The sequence below is a fragment of the Sorangium sp. So ce385 genome (genome assembly GCF_051474135.1).
Classification (GTDB): Bacteria; Myxococcota_A; Polyangia; order Polyangiales; family Polyangiaceae; genus Sorangium; species Sorangium cellulosum_D.
Genome location: NZ_CP150337.1, coordinates 1,209,382 through 1,226,622, shown reverse-complemented (window position 1 = coordinate 1,226,622; position 17,241 = coordinate 1,209,382). Strand labels below are relative to the sequence as shown.

General features: G+C 72.7%; 14 protein-coding genes. 6 read left to right on the top strand and 8 right to left on the bottom strand.

Going from position 1 to position 17,241, the window contains the following annotated elements:
- The first annotated feature begins 40 nt into the window (after window positions 1-40).
- The 3 genes from serB to WME83_RS04615 all read left to right on the top strand — a co-directional run bounded on the left by serB (window position 41) and on the right by WME83_RS04615 (window position 4,623).
- Complete coding sequence (serB, locus tag WME83_RS04625; protein WP_437318035.1) at window positions 41-1,222, top strand: phosphoserine phosphatase SerB; 1,182 nt, start codon at window positions 41-43, stop codon at window positions 1,220-1,222.
- 366 nt (window positions 1,223-1,588) lie between these two features.
- Window positions 1,589-2,608, top strand: coding sequence for a LacI family DNA-binding transcriptional regulator (locus WME83_RS04620; protein ID WP_437318034.1), 1,020 nt, complete (start codon window positions 1,589-1,591; stop codon window positions 2,606-2,608).
- An 86-nt stretch (window positions 2,609-2,694) separates the two neighbouring features.
- Window positions 2,695-4,623, top strand: a complete 1,929-nt coding sequence (locus WME83_RS04615) for a glycoside hydrolase 5 family protein (protein ID WP_437318033.1) — start codon at window positions 2,695-2,697, stop codon at window positions 4,621-4,623.
- Between the two features lie 257 nt (window positions 4,624-4,880).
- Here the strand turns inward: WME83_RS04615 and WME83_RS04610 are convergent, their stop codons facing one another.
- The 3 genes from WME83_RS04610 to WME83_RS04600 form a co-directional block, all read right to left on the bottom strand.
- Window positions 4,881-5,840 carry an extensin-like domain-containing protein gene (locus WME83_RS04610; protein ID WP_437318032.1) on the bottom strand — a complete coding sequence of 320 codons (960 nt, stop codon included), beginning with the start codon at window positions 5,838-5,840 and terminating at the stop codon, window positions 4,881-4,883.
- 182 nt (window positions 5,841-6,022) lie between these two features.
- Window positions 6,023-8,194, bottom strand: a complete 2,172-nt coding sequence (locus WME83_RS04605) for an ABC transporter permease subunit/CPBP intramembrane protease (RefSeq protein WP_437318031.1) — start codon at window positions 8,192-8,194, stop codon at window positions 6,023-6,025.
- Complete coding sequence (locus WME83_RS04600; RefSeq protein ID WP_437318030.1) at window positions 8,191-8,985, bottom strand: ABC transporter ATP-binding protein; 795 nt, start codon at window positions 8,983-8,985, stop codon at window positions 8,191-8,193. The genes WME83_RS04605 and WME83_RS04600 overlap by 4 nt, the downstream gene beginning before the upstream one ends.
- A 202-nt stretch (window positions 8,986-9,187) precedes the next feature.
- Between WME83_RS04600 and WME83_RS04595 the strand changes: the two genes are divergently transcribed.
- From WME83_RS04595 to WME83_RS04585, 3 genes are all read left to right on the top strand, one after another.
- Window positions 9,188-9,412 carry a hypothetical protein gene (locus WME83_RS04595; RefSeq protein WP_437318029.1) on the top strand — a complete coding sequence of 75 codons (225 nt, stop codon included), beginning with the start codon at window positions 9,188-9,190 and terminating at the stop codon, window positions 9,410-9,412.
- 63 nt (window positions 9,413-9,475) lie between these two features.
- Complete coding sequence (gene thiD / locus WME83_RS04590) at window positions 9,476-10,303, top strand: bifunctional hydroxymethylpyrimidine kinase/phosphomethylpyrimidine kinase (protein WP_437321961.1); 828 nt, start codon at window positions 9,476-9,478, stop codon at window positions 10,301-10,303.
- Window positions 10,304-10,663: 360 nt separating this feature from the next.
- Window positions 10,664-12,349, top strand: coding sequence for an FHA domain-containing serine/threonine-protein kinase (locus WME83_RS04585; protein WP_236644444.1), 1,686 nt, complete (start codon window positions 10,664-10,666; stop codon window positions 12,347-12,349).
- Between the two features lie 241 nt (window positions 12,350-12,590).
- Here WME83_RS04585 and WME83_RS04580 read toward each other — a convergent pair whose 3' ends face one another.
- The 5 genes from WME83_RS04580 to WME83_RS04560 form a co-directional block, all read right to left on the bottom strand.
- Window positions 12,591-13,136, bottom strand: coding sequence for a hypothetical protein (locus WME83_RS04580; protein ID WP_437318028.1), 546 nt, complete (start codon window positions 13,134-13,136; stop codon window positions 12,591-12,593).
- 370 nt (window positions 13,137-13,506) lie between these two features.
- Window positions 13,507-14,091 carry a hypothetical protein gene (locus WME83_RS04575; RefSeq protein WP_437318027.1) on the bottom strand — a complete coding sequence of 195 codons (585 nt, stop codon included), beginning with the start codon at window positions 14,089-14,091 and terminating at the stop codon, window positions 13,507-13,509.
- Window positions 14,092-14,535: 444 nt separating this feature from the next.
- Window positions 14,536-15,867 carry a tolB protein gene (locus WME83_RS04570; RefSeq protein ID WP_437318026.1) on the bottom strand — a complete coding sequence of 444 codons (1,332 nt, stop codon included), beginning with the start codon at window positions 15,865-15,867 and terminating at the stop codon, window positions 14,536-14,538.
- Window positions 15,858-16,715: a TonB C-terminal domain-containing protein gene (locus tag WME83_RS04565; RefSeq protein WP_437318025.1), complete on the bottom strand. Its 858-nt coding sequence runs from the start codon at window positions 16,713-16,715 to the stop codon at window positions 15,858-15,860. Before WME83_RS04565 ends, WME83_RS04570 begins: the two co-directional genes overlap by 10 nt.
- Complete coding sequence (locus WME83_RS04560; protein WP_437318024.1) at window positions 16,712-17,233, bottom strand: biopolymer transporter ExbD; 522 nt, start codon at window positions 17,231-17,233, stop codon at window positions 16,712-16,714. Before WME83_RS04560 ends, WME83_RS04565 begins: the two co-directional genes overlap by 4 nt.
- Between the last annotated feature and the right edge of the window lie 8 nt (window positions 17,234-17,241).

Here is a 17,241-nt window from a genome sequence, read left to right as displayed (position 1 = left end):
GGCGTCGACCCTGCGGCGCGGCCCTGATAAGGGGCGCGCGATGGCCGCCTCCGATCCCATCCTCGTCACCGTCACCGGCAGGGACCTCCCGGGCATCACCGCCCGGCTCACCGGCGTCCTCAGCGACATCGGCGCCACGCTGCTCGACATCGAGCAGGTGGTGGTGCACGGCAACCTGAACCTCGCGCTGCTCGCGCTCTTCCCGGAGACGCGCAGCGGGCTCAAGGAGCTCCTGTTCGCGGCGAAGGAGCTCGGCGTGGCGCTCGACTTCAAGCCGCTCGACGGCGGCGCGCCGCCGCGCGCCCCGGGGAGCCGCTACGTGGTGACGGCCATCGGGCGGGAGCTCGGCGCCAAGCAGCTGCACGACGTGGCCTCCACGCTCGCGCGCCACGGCGCGAACATCGAGAAGATCGCGCGGCTGTCGGTCGAGCGCCTGTCGTCGGTGGAGATCCAGGTGCTGCTCCAGCGCGAGGAGGAGGCCGACGCGCTCAAGCGGGCCCTCCTGGCGCTCGCCATGCAGAACAGCTTCGACCTCGCCCTGCAGCGCGAGGGCCTCTTCCGCCGGAGCAAGCGGCTCGTCGTGATGGACATGGACTCGACGCTGATCCGCATCGAGGTGATCGACGAGCTCGCGCGCGAGAAGGGCGTGGCGGAGCAGGTCGCGAAGATCACCGAGCGGGCGATGCAGGGGGAGATGGATTACGACGAGTCGCTCCGCCAGCGGCTCTCGCTGCTCCGCGGCCTCGACGTCGGCGTGCTCCGGAAGCTCGCCGCCGAGCTCCCCATCACCGAGGGCGCCGAGACGCTCATCCGCGTGCTGAGGCGGCTCGGCTACCGGACCGCGGTGATCTCCGGCGGCTTCTCGATCGCGGCGGAGGCGCTCAAGGCCCGGCTCGGGATCGACTACGCCTACTCGAACTCGCTGGAGGTCGAGGGCGGGAAGCTCACCGGCCGGGTCACCGGCCCCATCGTCAACGCGCAGCGCAAGGCGGAGCTCCTCGAGACCATCGCGCAGGCCGAAGGCGTGCTGCTCGATCAGACCATCGCCGTGGGCGACGGCGCCAACGACCTCCTGATGCTCCAGCGCGCCGGGCTCGGCGTCGCGTTCCGCGCCAAGCCCAAGCTGCGAGAGGCCGCGGACACGTCGCTGTCCGCGAGCGGCCTCGACGCCATCCTCTTCCTGCTCGGCATCACCGAGCGCGAGCTCCTGGAAGTGGCGTGAGCGGCGCCGCCCGCAACAGACGAACCGGGCCACCAGGCTGAACCGATTCAGCGAACACGGTGTCCGCCGGGGGCGGAGACGGTTCCCCCCTCCGCAGCCCGGAGGATCTCGGCGCGCTGACCGGGGCGCCGCGCGGGGCGCCGCGCGGGGCGGCGCGACCGGGGCGCCGCGCGGGGCAGCGCGGCCCCTCGCCCGCGGCGCCCGCGCTGGGAGGGGGTGTGGGAGCGGCTGCGCAGGCCTCGGGCGGCGCGCGGTCCTGCGCGGCGCGAAGCTCGCCCGCTGGCCGCCGTGCTATCCAACCGGGGCCATGCGGCGGAGCAGGTCCACACGAGAGGCGCGCTCCACCGGCTGGAGCGGAGGTGAGGCGTGAAGCGTCCGACGATCACGGACATCGCGTGGCGTGCGGGGGTGTCCAAGGGAGCGGTCTCCTATGCGCTGAACGGCAGGCCCGGCGTGTCGGAGCCGACGCGCGAGCGGATCCTCGCCATCGCGGCGGAGCTGGGCTGGCAGCCGAGCAACGCGGCGCGCGCGCTCTCCGACGGCCGGGCCAGCGCCGTCGGCCTGGTCATCGATCGGCCCGCGCACACGCTCGGCATCGAGCCGTTCTTCATGCAGCTCATCTCGGGCATCGAGGCGGAGCTGTCCGAGAAGGCGGAGGCGCTGCTGCTCAAGGTGACCGAGGATCGCGCGGCCGAGCTGGAGACGTACCGCCGCTGGTGGGCGGAGCGGCGGGTGGACGGGGTGATCCTGGTCGATCTCTGCGAGAACGACCCGCGCGTGAAGCTGGTCGAGGAGCTGAAGCTCCCGGCGGTGGTGGTCGGCGGGCCGACGGGCAAGGGGCGGCTCTCGGGCGTGTGGAGCGACGACGCGAGCGCGATGCGCGCGGTGGTCGACTACCTGGCCGCGCTGGGGCACCGGTCGATCGCGCGGGTCGCCGGCCCCGCGGAGTTCATGCACACCGCGCTGCGCACCAAGGCGTTCAACGCGGCCGCCCGCCAGCGGCGGATCGAGCGCGTGCAGACGGTCCACGCGGACTACACGGGCGAGGCCGGGGGCCAGGCCACGCGGCGGCTGCTCGCGGGGGCCGCGCCGCCCACGGCCATCGTCTTCGACAACGACGTGATGGCCGTGGCCGCGCTCGCCGTCGCCCAGGAGATGCGCGTCCCCGTGCCCGAGCGCCTCTCGATCGTGGCCTGGGACGACTCGGCGCTGTGCCAGCTCGTGCACCCCGCCCTGACCGCGGTGCGCCGCAACATCGCCGAGCACGGCTCCCGCGCCGCCGCGCTGCTCCTCCGCCTGGTGGCCGGCGAGCCGATCGACGACGTCGAGTGCAGCGCGCCGACGCTCGCGACGCGGGGCAGCACGGCGCCGCCCCCCCGCGCCTGATCCGGCCCCGCGCCGCCGCGGGTGCGTTCCTCCCTTGCGGAGCGCACGCTGAACCGATTAAGTAATCTGATCGGGACGTGAGGACTATGCATCGCAATTTCGCCAAAGTCGCTGTTCGTCAACAGGCCGTCGCCTGGCTCGGGGCCAATTTCTGGTCGAGGCGCGGCGGCCCGCTCATGTGGCAGAGCTACGATCCGGCCCTGGTCCGCGAGGAGCTCCGGGTGCTCGCCGAGCACGGCCTCACGATGACGCGGTCGTTCTTCTACTGGCCGCACTTCATGCCCGAGCCCGACCGGATCGACGAGGGCTGCGCGGAGCGCTACGGCGATTTCCTCGAGGCGCACGTGGAGGCGGGGATGACCACCATTCCCACCCTCCTCGTCGGCCACATGTCCGGCGAGAACTGGGATCCGGTCTGGCGGCGCGGGCGCGATCTCTACGGGGACGTGTGCATGGTCGCCCGGCAAGCGTGGTTCGCCGAGCAGATGGCGCGGCGCTTCGCGGGCCACCCGGCGGTGACCGGCTGGCTCGTCTCCAACGAGATGCCGATCTACGGCGAGCGCGAGCGCTCGGTCCGCGAGACGGTCACGAGCTGGGCGAGCCTGGTCGTGCAGGGCTTGCGGGCCGGCGGGGCGAGCCAGCCGATCTCGATCGGCGACGGCGCGTGGGGCATCGAGGTCACCGGCAACGACAACGGGTTCTCGGTGCGCGACCTCGGGGCGCTCGTCGATTTCCTCGGCCCGCACGTGTACCGGATGGAGAACGACCTGGTCCGCCAGCACTACGGGGCGGCGTTCATCTGCGAGCTCACGGGCTTCCTCGGCAAGCCGGTCGTGCTGGAGGAGTTCGGGGTGTCCTCGGGTTTCGTCTCCGACGAGAACGCCGCGCATTACTACCGGCAGGTCCTCCACAACACCCTGCTCGCCGGCGCCACCGGCTGGATCGGCTGGAACAACACCGATTTCGACCTCATCGACCAGGATCCCTACCGGCATCACCCGTTCGAGCTCCATTTCGGGCTGACGACGACCGACGGTCGCCCCAAGCCGCAGCTCAAGGAGATGGCGCGCTTCGCCCGGGTGCTCGCCGACATCGACGTCCTCGGCTGCGAGCGCGAGCCGGCCGACGCGGCGCTGATCGTGCCGTCGTACCTGGAGGGCGCGTTTCCGTTCACCGAGGCCGAGGATCGCAGCTACCTGTTCACGACGCTGCGGCAGGCCTACGTCGCGGCGAAGGAGGCGGATCTGCCGGTCGGGCTGACCCGCGAGCGGGACGGGATCGCCGAGGATTGCCGGCTGTATCTCCTGCCGTCGGCCAAGCAGCTGACCGCGCCCAGCTGGCATCTCCTGGAGCGGCTGGCCTCGGGCGGCGCGGTGGTCTACGCGTCCTACTCCCACGGCACGCACGGGTCGCAGCGCGGCCCGTGGTACGCGCACCTCAACGCGATGTTCGGCGTCGAGCATCAGCTGCGCTACGGGATGGTCGACCCGATCGAGGACGATCGCGTGCAGCTCACCTTCGAGCGGGGGTTCGGCACGATCGCGGAGGGCGCCACGCTCGCGTTCCCGGTCGCCGGCACCGAGCACAGCCGCGCTTACCTGCCGGTGCGGCCCAAGGGCGCGGAGGTCGTCGCGGTCGACCAGCGCGGCCGGCCGGCGCTGCTGCGGCGCCGGGTCGGCAGCGGCAGCGTCGTGCTCTGCACCTATCCGATCGAGCACTTCGCCGCGGCGACCCCGCGGGTCAACCCGGAGCCGACCTACCGTCTTTATGATGCGCTCGCCGTGCTCGCCGGCGTGCGTCGGCCGGTGACCGTGGACGACCCGCGCGTCGCGGCCGACACCCTGCGCCACCGGGACGGCCGCCGCTTCGTGTTCCTGGTCAGCCAGGCCGACGCGCCGGTCTCGGTCAAGCCCGTCGCGGCCTCCGGCCACCTGACCGAGCTGGGCGGCAAGTCCAAGGTCCACGCCGTGGAGCTCGCGCCGTACGACGTGCGGATCCTCGAGCTGCGGGCCTGAACCGGGTGAGCGCGGGGCCGCCTGCCCTCGTTTCGCGCGGGCTTATCGAGAGGTCCACTTCACGTCACAGCCGCTCTCCTGCGGGCCGATGTCGCTATCACGCCCAGCCCAAGCACCGAGACGTCCTGCATGGCATTCACTCCATCCGTTGGCGATGGCTGCAACGTAGGAACTGAGCATCTCAATGAGCTACGCGAAGAAGCTGGCGAAGGCCGGCGCCGCGAGGCCGCGGCAGCCCTGAGGCGCGCGCCCGTGGCTCAGTACCAGCGCGGCGTGCCGCAATCGATGTGCAGGTGGTCCCGGTGGCTCGCGTCGAAATCCGGCCCGAGGACGCGCGCGGCCGCCCCCTCGGCGCGGAGGCGGCGGGTCACGCCCCGGAGGAAGCGCGCCTCGCGGGTGGTCGGGTCGCTCCCGTAGAGCACGTAATCGCGGAGCACGCTGATCGCGCGCCCGCGCTTCGGCGAGAAGCGCGAGATATCGAATGCATTGCCGAACGAGTGCTCGCTCAGCCCCTCGCTCCACCTTCGCATCCTGCCGACCACTTCCCTGCAGGCGTAGCTCCCCAGGGTGCTGATGCGGGCGATCGGCGAGCCCAGGTGCGTCTCCGCCTCTTCCTGGATCACGCGCTCGATATCGGCCAGCCGGAGGGCGAGCGAGCAATCGACCTGCAGCGGCGGCGAGTAAACGATGCCGGTCGGGCCGCGCGTCAGCAGCACGCCGCGCGGGATGCCGCACCCCTTCTTGTTGGGCTTCGCGACGTCCGGCAGCGCCTGGAACCGCGCGCCGGATTGCTTGAGCGCGTCGCGGCAATCCGCGCCTGCGGCCGCGGCGATGTGGTTCCACTGGCGCTGCGCCCGCGGCGGCCGCTCGCGCAGCCCGGCGGCGTCGGCGAGCTGCTCGACCCAGGGGCCGGCCCATCCCGACGACGCCGCCGGCGGCGCCGCGGGAGCTCCGCCGGCGATGGCGGGCGCTGGCTCAGCCAGGGTCGGCGCGCCGCCGGCGTCCACCGTCGCCGCTCCCGCGAGGGCCGGCGCTGCTCCCGCGAGGGCCGGCGCTGCTCCCGCGAGGGCCGGCGCTGCTCCCGCGAGGGCCGGCGCTCCGCCGACGACGGCCGGCGCCGGGGGCGCCATCAGCGCGGTTCCCCCGAGGTCCGCGAGGGTAGGGCCGCCGGGCGAGCAGGACAGCGCCGAGATCATCGCCGCCGCAACGAGCCCCACAAGGAAGCGTGCGTGCACATCGATGTCCGTACCCCAGCGGGCGACCGGCGCAAGACACGCGATTCAGCCATCTCTGGGCGACGTCTCACATCACCGCCGCACCCGCCAGCCTCGGCCCACTCCCGCCCCGGTGAGGACCGCCCTCGCCGGAAGCGTCCCCACGATGGTGGCAAGCTATTGTTTTAATTAATAGTTTCCTGCTTCCCGCCCTCAGGGTCCCTCGGCTCCCCGTCCCCGCGGCGCTCGTCCTCTTCCGGCGCTCCCGGCGATGCCGACCGGAGCAGGAGCAGCCCGGCCAGCGAGACGACCGCCGCTGCGGCCGTCACGCTCCACGGCAGCAGCTCTCCCTCGACGATCCCTTGCACCGACGGCGGCTTGAAATAGAGCAGCGACACCGCGAGCCCGTTGTTCAAGGCGTGCAGCAGCGCCCCGGGCAGCACCGAGCCGGTGCGGTGGCGCGCGTAGCCGAGCACCAGCCCGAGCGAGAGCGTCGGCAGGAGCCGGTACACCGAGCCGTGCGCGAGCCCGAAGAGGAGCGCCGACACGCCGATCGCCACGGCGGGCCCGGCGCGGCGCAGCCCGGCATAGACGAGGCCGCGGAACAGGAGCTCCTCGCAGACGGCCGGCGTCACCGCGACGAGCAGCAGCACGACCAGGTACGGCTGCCCGCCGAGCAGCACGAGCTCGCCGAGCTCGCGGACGAACGGCTCGGGCGGGGGGAACCACCGGAGGACGGTGCCGCCGATCGCGGCCCACGCCGACGCCCCGAGGAGCAGCGCCCCGGCGAGGCCCCGGACCGAGGGCCGCCGGAGGCCGAGCGTCGCCCGCGGCGAGTAGCCGAAGCCGGCGACCAGCGCGAGCGTCGGGGCGAGGAAGAAGCCGACCTGCGAGACCGCGAGCTGGACCGCCACGCTGGCGCGGGCGATGAGCAGGCTGCCGTAGAAGAAGAGCACCTGGACGCCAGCGAACGCCGCGAGCGAGAACCCGGCCGACGGCGCCCCGCCGGCCCGACGCCGGAGGCCCAGCACCGCGGCCGCCGACTCCTGGCCGCCGAGCAGCACGTTCTCGCGCTCGAAGACGCGCGCCGCGAAGAGGAGCGCGAGGCAGGCGTAGAGCGCCGAGGAGAGGAGCGCCGTGAACAGGAGATCGACCGGCGCCTCCCCGACGAACAGCGCCTTGATCAGCACCGCGATGTTGAGGACCGGGGCGTAAGCCGTCCACGGGTTGAGCTCGACCACCGGCAGGGCCGTGATGCCGGCGAGCAGCGAGAGCGGCAGGTACGCCGGCATGAGCGCGTTCTGGCCGTCCTTGAAGTCCTTCGCGAACACGGCGAGGGCGAGGAACAGCGCCGAGAACAGGAGCGTGACCGGCACGAGCAGCGCGAACGTCAGCGCGAAGATCCAGGGATCGACGACCATCACGTCCGGCAGCATCCGGCTCACCGTGAGCGACAGGCTCACCACGTTACCGAGCGCCGTGAGCAGCGAGATGATCCACACGGCCAGGAACTTCCCCGAGATGATCTCGATGGATCGCACCGGCGCGCAGAGCAGCGTCTGCATCGTGCCGCGCTCCTTCTCGCCCGCCGTGAGGTCGATCGCCGGAAGGAAGCTGCCGAGGAGCGACATCAGGATCAGCATCATCGGCATCATCGAGCCGAGGATCTGGCCGACCTTGCGGCTGTCCTCCGCGACGTCGCGCGGCACGACGTCGTAGGCGATCGAGAACCCCTCGGGCAGGCCGCGCGCGGCCTCGCGCTCGGCGACGATGCCGCCGCGGGCGCGCCGCAGCGCGCCCGCGAGGCGCGCCTCCGCCGTGGCCGAGTCGGCGCGCACCGAGTCGAAGTAGATCGCGACCGCGCCCTTCCCGCCGCGCCCGAGCTCGGCCCCCAGCGACGGCCACGGCACGAGCACCGCGTCGACGTCGCGCGCGCTCACCGCGGCGCGCGCCGCGGCGAGCACGGGGTTGTCCGGCTCGATCCACCGCGGCCGCGGGTCCTCGGCCCCGGGCGCCTCGTCCTCGGCTCGGGGTGGAGGGTCCGCCGGCGGCGCGAGCGCCCCGGAGCGGAGCCCCTCGCGCACCTCCGGCGGCGCGCCGGCCCACGGCACGAGCTCGAGCTTCGACGCCGACGAGAGCCGCGTCGAGAGGTCCTCGGCCAGCTCGCCCCACACCGCGATCCGCGACGAGCGCGCCTCGCGAGCCGCCGCCTCCGAGCCGACGAGCTTGCTCATCGCGAGCGCGAAGAGCGGATAGAGGAGGATCGGCACGAGGACGAGGCGCACGAGGGTGCGCCGATCCCGGAGCGACTCGACGAGCTCCTTGCGCAGGATGGTCCAGACGATGGCGAGCCTCACCGCGCCGGCCCTCCCGGAGCAGCCGCGCCGGCGCTCCCTGAGTCGTCGCGCGCCTCGCGCGGGCGGCTCCGCTCCACGTGGTACAGGAACGCGTCGGTCAGGTTCGCGGTGGCGGTGCGCTCGAGGAGCTCCGGCAGCGCGCCGCTGTCGGCGATGCGCCCCTCGTGCAAGAGGGCGATCCGGTCGCAGAGGTACTCGGCCTCGCCCATGATGTGCGTCGAGAAGAGGACCGCCCTGCCCGCCGCGCGCTCGCGCCGGATCGACTCGACGATGAAGCGGCCGCTGATCACGTCGAGCGCGGTCGTCGGCTCGTCGAGGATGAGCACCTCGGGCTCGTGAAGGAAGGCGCGCGCGATGTTGGCGCGCTGCTTCTGCCCCGCCGACAGCGTGCTGCACGGCCGCGAGGCGAACGCCTCCATCTCGAGATCGGCCACGAGCGCGTCGATGCGGCGCGAGAGCGCTGCCTCGCCCATGCCGTACAGCCGGCCGAAGTAGCGGAGCACCTCGCGGGGCGTGAGCCGCTGGTAGAGCTGGGTGTCGCCCGAGAGGAAGCCGATCCGCTGCTTCGCCTCGAGCGGCCTCGCGGCGAGGTCGACGCCGCCGACGAGGACGCGCCCGGCGGTGGGCGACAGGATGCCGGCGAGCATCCGCAGGGTCGTCGTCTTGCCCGCGCCGTTCGGCCCGAGCAGGCCGACGATCTCCCCGGCGTGTACGGCGAGATCGATCCCGTCCACGGCCGTGAAGTCGCCGTACCGCTTCACCAGACGCTCGGCGCGGAGTGCGGCGCGCATGCGGCACGTCCTATTCGGTCCGCGGCGGGGCGCAAAGCGCCGGTCTCCCGACGGGGCCGCCGCGCGAGGCGGCGCCAGCACGCGCGAGCTTTCTGCTCACGCCGCCCGCCTCCCGTCTGCCCTGTTCCGCGACGCCCCCCTCGACGTCCGCCGCAGACCCCCTAGACTACCCTGAAAGCGCATGTCGCCGAGCACACCTTCCATGCCCTATCGCAACCGCACGACGTCCGAGCCGGTGCAGTGCCCCTGCGGACACGGCCGTGATCACTACATGGTGAGCGCCGAGGCAGAATACCGCGTCATGGGGTACATCCAGCTCGCGTTCGGGATCTCGGCGCGGCCGACGAAGGTGAAATACCGGTGCCGTCGCTGCGACACGGTGTTCTCGACAACGACCGATCCGGCGGTCCTCGACAAGCACTATTGACGCGCGGCGGCGGATGCCCATGAACGACACATGGCTGGCCGCCCTCCGCGGCCCGGGGGCTCCATGAAGGGCCGCGTCCTCATCGTCGCCGGGTCCGACTCGGGCGGCGGCGCTGGCATCCAGGCGGATCTCAAGGCGGTCACGGCGCTCGACGCGTACGGCGCGACCGCGATCACCGCGCTCACCGCGCAGAACACCCGCGGCGTCGCCGGCGTGTTCCCGGTGCCGCCCGACTTCATCGGCCGCCAGATGGAGCTCGTGCTCGACGACATCGGCGCCGACGCGATCAAGACCGGCATGCTCCACTCGGCCGAGGTCATCGACGAGGTCGCGCGCGTCTACGAGCGCCTCGGCCGCGGCGCGCCGCTCGTGGTCGACCCCGTGATGGTCGCCAAGGGGGGCGCGCGCCTCTTGGTGCCCGACGCCGAGGGCGCCCTGCGCGGCCGGCTCCTGCCGCTCGCCGCGCTGCTCACGCCGAACATCCCCGAGGCCGAGGCGCTGACCGGCACGGTCATCGACAGCGTGGACGCGATGCGCCGCGCCGCCGCGCAGCTGCTCTCCATGGGCCCGCGCGCCGTGCTGCTGAAGGGGGGCCACCTCCCTGGCGCCGTCGTCGTCGACGTCCTCCGGACCGCGCCGGAGCCCGGCGCCTCCGGGCACCCCGGCGGGGAGCAGCTGTTCGAGGACGCGCGCATCGAGACGCGCGCGACCCACGGCACGGGTTGCACGCTCGCCTCGGCCATCGCCGCCGGCCTCGCCCAGGGCCTCGCCCTCGTCCCGGCGATCGCGCGTGCGCGCCGCTACCTCCGCGAGGCGATGCGCGCCGCGCCGGGGCTCGGCCACGGCCACGGCCCGCTGAACCACGCCCACACGGCGCGGCCGTTCTCCTGAACAGCGCGCCGGGCGGCTCCCTCCTGTGAACAACGCGCTGGGCGGCGCCCTCCCGCGGGCGGGCGCCGCGGGCGGCCGCGCGCAGCCGGCCGCTGCGCGCGGTCGGCCGCGCCGGCGGGCCCGCGCCGGCGGCCGTGGCGGCCGCGCGCCGGCGGCCGTGGCGGCCGCGCGCCGGCGGCCTGACGGCGGCCCGCGGCCGCTCCGCGCCGCGCCGAATGGGCAAGCCGCAGCGCATGTGCAACGACTCGTTGCGCCCGGGGCTCGAATGGACGACCCTGCGCGCAGTCCGTATCGGCGTGCCGGCGGTTCAGCTTCGGCGCCGGCGCGGAGCTCTTCCTCACCCTTCGTGCGCCCGTGGCCGTGACCAAAGATCCCCTCCCTCCCATCGACGTCGGAACGGTCATCAACGACCGGTACGAGGTCCTGAAGAGCATCGGCAAAGGCGGCATGGGCGAGGTGTTCTTGGCCTTCGATCGCCTCACCCAGCAGCAGGTGGCGCTCAAGGTGGTGCCCGAGGCCTCCGCCATGCCGGGCGACGACGAGGCGCTGCGGCAGGAGGTGATCCTCGCCCAGAAGGCGCGCCACCCGAACGTCTGCCGCGTGCACGACCTCGCGCCGAGCCCGTGGGGGCCCATCCTCGTGATGGAGTACATCCCCGGGCAGACGCTCCACAACCACATCCGCAAGCGCAAGACGTCCGGCGGCTTCAGCGCCGACGAGTTCCGCAAGATCTCGACCGACGTCTGCGCGGGGCTCGCCGCCATCCACCAGCAGGGGCTCGTGCACGGCGATCTGAAGCCCGGCAACGTGATGGTCGCCGACGATCGCGCCGTCATCCTCGACTTCGGCTTCGCGAAGGAGCGCGCGCGCGCGGCCGTGCGCAAGCCGGGGGCGCCGCCGGACGGCGGCACGCCTCACTACATGTCGCCGGAGCGGCTGCGCAACGGCGGCGCGAGCCCCGAGGACGACGTCTACGCCGCGGCGCTGACGCTCTGGGAGATGTGGACCTGCCGCGTCCCCGAGCCCGGCTACAAGCCGCGGCTCAAGACGATGAAGCAGCAGATCACGTTCGACGTGCCCGCCGCGCTGACGAACGATGAGATCAGGCAGATCTTCCGCGCGCTCAACCCGGATCCGCAGATGCGCCCGCAGGCGCGGCACATGCGGTTCTTCAACCCGACGCAGACCACGACCGCGCCGATCCAGCTGCCGCGCGAGCGCATCGATCCCGGCCCTGCGCCCGGGCGGGCCATCAAGACGCAGTTCACCCCCGGCGCGCAGTCGCTGCTCATCACGTACGCCACGAACGCGCCCGACAGCGTCGCCACGCTGTTCCCTCTGCAGAAGCCGGTGCTCTCGATCGGCCGCCGCAGCGATCAGGATCTCGTCCTGGCCGAGGCGACCGTCTCCGGATCGCACGCGCTCCTCCGCTGGCAGACGGGCTCGTGGCTGGTCGAGGATCTGAACAGCACGAACGGCACGTACGCGGACTTCCCGTTCGAGCGCAAGGCGCAGGTCTCGCTGCTCCACGGCGCCGAGGTGCAGCTCGGGGAGTGCCGCCTCATGGTGGTCACGTTCGGACCGGACTCGCCGCACCACGACAAGGCGAAGCGCTACCTCGCGCGGCGCGACGGCCTCACGGGGCTCCTCGTGCGCGAGCACCTGATGAAGGCCATCGACGAGGACGGCTTCTTCGCCGAGTGGGCCGAGGTGCCGATGCAGATCGCGCGCTTCGAGCTCCGCGGCCAGAACGGCCTCGTGAGCCTGCGGCCGACGATCCTCGAGATGCTCGCGCTGCGCAAGGCGGCGCTCCAGGTCGTCGACCTGACCCAGACGCTGCTGCTCAGCCTGACGCCGGCCGCGGCCGGGCGCACCGGCCCGCTCACGTTCGTCGTCTCGATCGTGGGTCCCAACCTGGACGAGGCCCAGCACGTGGTCGAGCAGGTCGTCGCGCAGGTGCAGGGCACGCTCCCCGAGACGCTCGAGCTGACCGCGACGCTCGTGAAGTGCGAGCCGGGTCGCCCCGCCCGCACGCTGATCGACTGACGGCGGACGGCCGCGCCGACGAGCCGTTCGCGCGCGCGGAGGGCGACCTCGGCGTCGCCGACACCGTCGACGCGTGATCGCGGCCGCCTAGCCTTCCTTCGCGCCGCTGGGCCGTCCCGCGGCCGCGTGCTCCGTCGAAGATGCAGCGCTCGTCACGCAACCGCGCGGCCGCCGGCGCGAGCGCACGCTCGCCGACAGCTCGCGCGCGACGGGACCGCCCCCGCGCCGGAGCGGCGAGCGATCACAGGGACGAGCCGCTGCAGGCCTCGCCCGGAGCGGCGGCGTGGTCGAGCACCACCTCGCCGGACAGCTTCCGGGCGTCGATCTCCCCCTGCCAGATGAGCTCCGCGCTGCCCTGCGCGTCGACGACGTCCCGCAGCAGCCGCACGTACACCTTGCGCGCGGCGACCTCGGGGATCGAGACCGCGAAGTCGAACGCGCAGACCGAGTCGCACCGCGGGCTCGCCGCATCGGGCTCGTCCCTCTCGGTGATCTCGTAGATGCTGTCGATCCGGTCCACGTGCATCGCACGCTGGCCGCAACAGTTCAGCAAGAGCCGGCTGTCCGCGACCTTCAGGGAGCCGGTCGACGGATCGTAGCGCCAGCGCAGCACCTCGGCGCCGCAGTAGCTCTCCTCCCCGTCGACGGCGAGCCTCCGCTCCGGATCCACGAATCCGCCGGCCTCGCTCACGGTCCCGACCTGCGCGGGCTCCGTCTCCAGACACGCGCTCAGAAGAACCAGCGATCCAACCGTTGCAAGCGCCCTGCAGGCCCCCACGTACTTCATGCCCCGACGTCCTTGGCTATCCCGCCCCACTGTTAAAATACGCCCAAAATGAAGAAGCAGGGGCTTCGATAAGAAGTCGCAATCCGTTTCCGCGGCACATGCCCCGGATTCAGTCGCAGGCAGACGTGGGTAGGTGGCGCATGCACGCTGCACCCCGGAGCAGCTGCACGCACATTCGGGTGTGATCTACGCGTTCGTGGAATAAAAGTCCAGGTGAAAGTGGCAGAGTACGCTCGGTCGTCTGACCTAAGCCGTCATGGTCGGTCGACCTGCTCCACCATCCCACCTCCGTCCGGTCTGTCGAGGTGCGTCGCCGACCCGGCCGCGATCCCGCAATGCCGGTCGCGGCGGGGCGACGCGGGCGACGTCGTCACCTCGCGGCGACGGTCGTGCTGCGCCGGCGCGGCGGGCTCTGCTCCTGGCAGCCGGCGTCCGCGGGGGCATCGTCGAGGACGACCGCGCCCGCGGCGACGTCCAGGTCGAGGGTGCCGCTCCAGACCACGCCCGGGCTGCCCTGCCGATCGACGACGTCGCGCAGCAGCTTCACGTAGATCTCGCCCCGCGGGACGTCCTGCACGCCCACCGACAGGTCGAAGGCGCACTGCTCGCTGCAGCGCCCCTCGGCGTCGTCCGGCTCGTCGCGCTCGGTGACCTCGTAGAGGCTGTCGATCTTCTCGACGTGGATCGCGCGCTTGCCGCAGCAATCGAGCATCAACCGAGCATCCGCGAGCCGGAGCGTCGCCGACGGCTCATCGTACTGCCAGCGGAGCACCTCGGCGCTGCAGTAGCCCCCGTCCTCTCCCGGGGCGAGCCGCTGCTCCGGATCCCGGAAGCCCCCCTGCTCGCTGATCTTCGCTTCCTGGACCGCCTCCACCGAGCTGCAGCCACCGGCGCAGAAGGTCCAGACGATCGCGATGGCGGTCCAGATACGGCTCGACACCATGCTCTTCTCCATGTTCGTCTCGCTGGCTGACCAGGGCGGTCTACGGCCAGTCCGGTGCAACTTTCCAGCCAACTCACCCCTGAGCAGTCCGGAGGCTAACCGCGGCCGACGCAGCGGGCCAAAGAAGCGGTGACCCAGGGCGCGGTCTCATGGCGCTCCGCCCGGTGCGGAGACGCGCGCGCTCGCGCGGGAACGACCTTCGTAAGACGCGCCTGGGCCGGAGAAGTTGCCGGACGGCGAGCCCCTGGATCCAGCCGCGACGAGACGCCCGCCGATCCCGCGCGCGGACGTCCTGGCCGCGCCGCCCGCGGCGTGCCGTCCATTGGAGCGGGGGGCCGACCGTGCGGGACGCCTTGCCACAGCGTGTGCAGCGTCCGCACGCCGCGCGCCCGTTCTACACGCCACCGCCGGGCTCGGCTCAGCGGAGCTCGTGTCGGGACGGCGCGCGCGCTCGGGTCAGTTCTTCGCCTCGACGGCCTTGCCGGGAGGAAGGGGATCCCAGCGCAGCGAGTCCCCGAGCAGGTTGGAGATGCGCTTCGGGCGCTGCCCGTCGACGCGCATGATGTAGAGCCCGGGGCCCTCGCCGGACGTGCGCGTGGAGAAGAAGGCCACGAGCCGCCCGTCGGGGCTGCAGGCCGGGTACCCGTTCCTGCCCTGGTTCTGGGTCAACCGCGCGAGGCCGCCGCCCGTCTCCCCGGAGACGACGAGGTCGGTGTTCTTGCCGACCCCGACGGCGTAGATCGCCTTCACCCCGTCGGGGTGGTTGCAGAACGTGGGCGCCGACGCGAAGAGCCCCTCCGGCGAGATCGCCTTGCCGCCCACGTAGATGCGCTGCCCGTACCGGCCCTCGCCGGAGAAGGCGAGCTTGCCGGTCGGCGTGAACGCCGGGTGGAGCGCCATCCCCACCTCGGACGCCGGCTTGATGCTCTGGAAGTCGGGCCCGGAGAACAGCTTGATCGTCGATCCGACGCCGATGCTGAGCGCGACCTGGGAGCGATCCTTGGAGAAGGCGATCCCGTAGACCGAGCCCTTCACGGGCAGCGCCTGCGGGCCGCCCGCCGGCGTGAAGATCTTGTACTCGTCGCCCTTCACGCTCGCCGCGTAGTAGAGCTGCTCGCCCTTCCCGAACGCGGGGGCGATGGCGGTCTGATCCGGCGGGGAGACCGCCTTGGCGTCGTGCCCGTCGGCGTCGATCGTGAAGACGCGGCGAAGCGAGCCCGAGCCCGAGGCGAACGTCATGTGGCTGGCGAAGCCGCCGTTCTGGCCGGTGAGGGCGCCGATGAGCTGGTCGGCCACCCGGTGCGACTCGAACCGGACGTCGCGGAGCGGCACGATGAACTTCTTGTCGAACACGGGGGCCTGCCCGCGGTTCACCAGGAACGCCTGGCCGACGAGCTCGGCCTTGTCCGCGCCGAGCTTCTTGCCGCGCACGCTGACGACCGCCTCGACCCCCTTCGCGGACCACGCCTTCACGTCCACCGGGCTGTCGGAGAGGTACAGGCCGTCGGGCGCGGCGCTGTCGGGCAGCACCTCGAACTCGCCGCAGAGCTCGAGGTCGCGCCGGACCACGCTGTGGAGCGTCACGTCCTCGGGGTCGGAGACGAGCGACGGCAGGACGCCGATCTTCGGGAGCGGGCGCGACGCGCCGGCGACGACCGTGATGTGGCCGAGGATCTCCTCGGCGTTGGGGGGCGCGGTCGAGGCCGGCGCCTGCGCCGGAGCAGGGGGGGCAGCGAGGGCGGCGGCGGCGAGCGCCAGCGCGCCGAGGGCGTATTGAGCTAGTCGCATGTGTTCTCCCGACAGACGAAGGTGACGCTGACCTGCTTCTGACCGAGGTCGGGATAGTTCTCGGGCGGCGGCGGCAGCGCCTGTCCCTTCGCCCCCTCGAGCGTCGCCCGCGCGGCCGCGTCGAAGACGGGATTCCCGCTCGGCGTCAGCGTGTAGCTCACCATCTGCCCGTCCGACAAAACGATCACCGCGCGCGGCTTGTGCTTCGTGAGCTCCTCCGGCGGGAGCCCCGAGCCGTTCACGCGGAACCTGCTCGAGAACCAGCCCGCGATGCGGGCCAGGTACAGATCCACCGCGCGCGCCTTGAGGGGATCGGTCTCCGTCCCCTCCTTCACGCCGTCCGCGTGCCCCTCCTGGTCGACGTTGGGGGCCTCGCCCGCGTCGATCTTCGGATCGAGCTCGATGTCGACCTGCTTCGCGACCTCGGCGTCGGGGGGCGGCGGCGCGGTGCCCGCGTCGGCGACCTTGATCTCCGGCGGCGGGATGTCCTCCTCCTTCTTACCCGCGTCCGGCGAGACGAACGCCTTCTGCTCGACGCGCGGCTTGGGCGTCTGGCGCACCCACCGGTCGGGCAGCTTCATCTTGTCGCGCTTGCCGCCCAGCTTGAGCAGCGGCGTGTCCATGTCGAGCACCGGGATCACCTTCACCGGGACGCTCGGCCCCTTGTCGATCTCGGGCGCGGCGGCCGGCACCGAGAGGTCCGCCAAGGTGATCGCCACGGCGGCGCCCGCCTGCACGGCCGCCGCCACCGCGACGGCGAGCGCGACGTCCCGCGGGCGGAAGTCGCTCCTCGGCCGGCGCTGCCCCGGCGGCGTCGGTCGCGGCGCGCGCGCCGCGGCCGTGCTCAAGGCGCCGCTCCCCCGGGCCGCGGCGCCGCGCCGCCGGGCGGAGTCGCCGCGCCGTTGGGCCGCGGCGCCGCGCTGCCGGGCGGAGGCGCCGCGCCCTCGGGCTCGAGCTCCGGCTGGACGAGGAGGTTCAGCCCCTCGACCCCGGCGGCCCGGGCGGCGGCCACGACCCGCGCCACCGCGCCGTAGCGGGCGTCCTTGTCGGCGCGGATGTAGAGCTCCTTCTCCTTCTGCACGCGCCCGTTCGACGCGAGCACGCCCTCGATGTCGGCGGTCGCGTCGTCCTCGCCGAAGAGGATCTTCTCCTCCTTCGTGACGGTCACGACGAGCTTCGTGTCCTTGGTCGGCGCCTCCTCGGCGGAGACGTTGGGCAGTTCGACCCGCAGCCCGGCCGTGAGCAGCGGGGCGGTGACCATGAACACCACGAGGAGCACCAGCATCACGTCCACGAGCGGCGTAACGTTGATCTCGCTGAACCCGCCGCCCCGCCGCCTGCGCCCTCCGCCGACCGACATCGCCATGACCGGCC

Coding starts and splice junctions, on each gene's coding strand:
- serB (WP_437318035.1), top strand. CDS start 41: ATGGCCGCCTCCGATCCCATCCTCGTCACCGTCACCGGCAGGGACCTC.
- WME83_RS04615 (WP_437318033.1), top strand. CDS start 2,695: ATGCATCGCAATTTCGCCAAAGTCGCTGTTCGTCAACAGGCCGTCGCC.
- WME83_RS04600 (WP_437318030.1), bottom strand. CDS start 8,985: ATGCGCGCCGCACTCCGCGCCGAGCGTCTGGTGAAGCGGTACGGCGAC.
- WME83_RS04595 (WP_437318029.1), top strand. CDS start 9,188: ATGCCCTATCGCAACCGCACGACGTCCGAGCCGGTGCAGTGCCCCTGC.
- thiD (WP_437321961.1), top strand. CDS start 9,476: ATGAAGGGCCGCGTCCTCATCGTCGCCGGGTCCGACTCGGGCGGCGGC.
- WME83_RS04580 (WP_437318028.1), bottom strand. CDS start 13,136: ATGAAGTACGTGGGGGCCTGCAGGGCGCTTGCAACGGTTGGATCGCTG.
- WME83_RS04575 (WP_437318027.1), bottom strand. CDS start 14,091: ATGGAGAAGAGCATGGTGTCGAGCCGTATCTGGACCGCCATCGCGATC.
- WME83_RS04570 (WP_437318026.1), bottom strand. CDS start 15,867: ATGCGACTAGCTCAATACGCCCTCGGCGCGCTGGCGCTCGCCGCCGCC.
- WME83_RS04560 (WP_437318024.1), bottom strand. CDS start 17,233: ATGGCGATGTCGGTCGGCGGAGGGCGCAGGCGGCGGGGCGGCGGGTTC.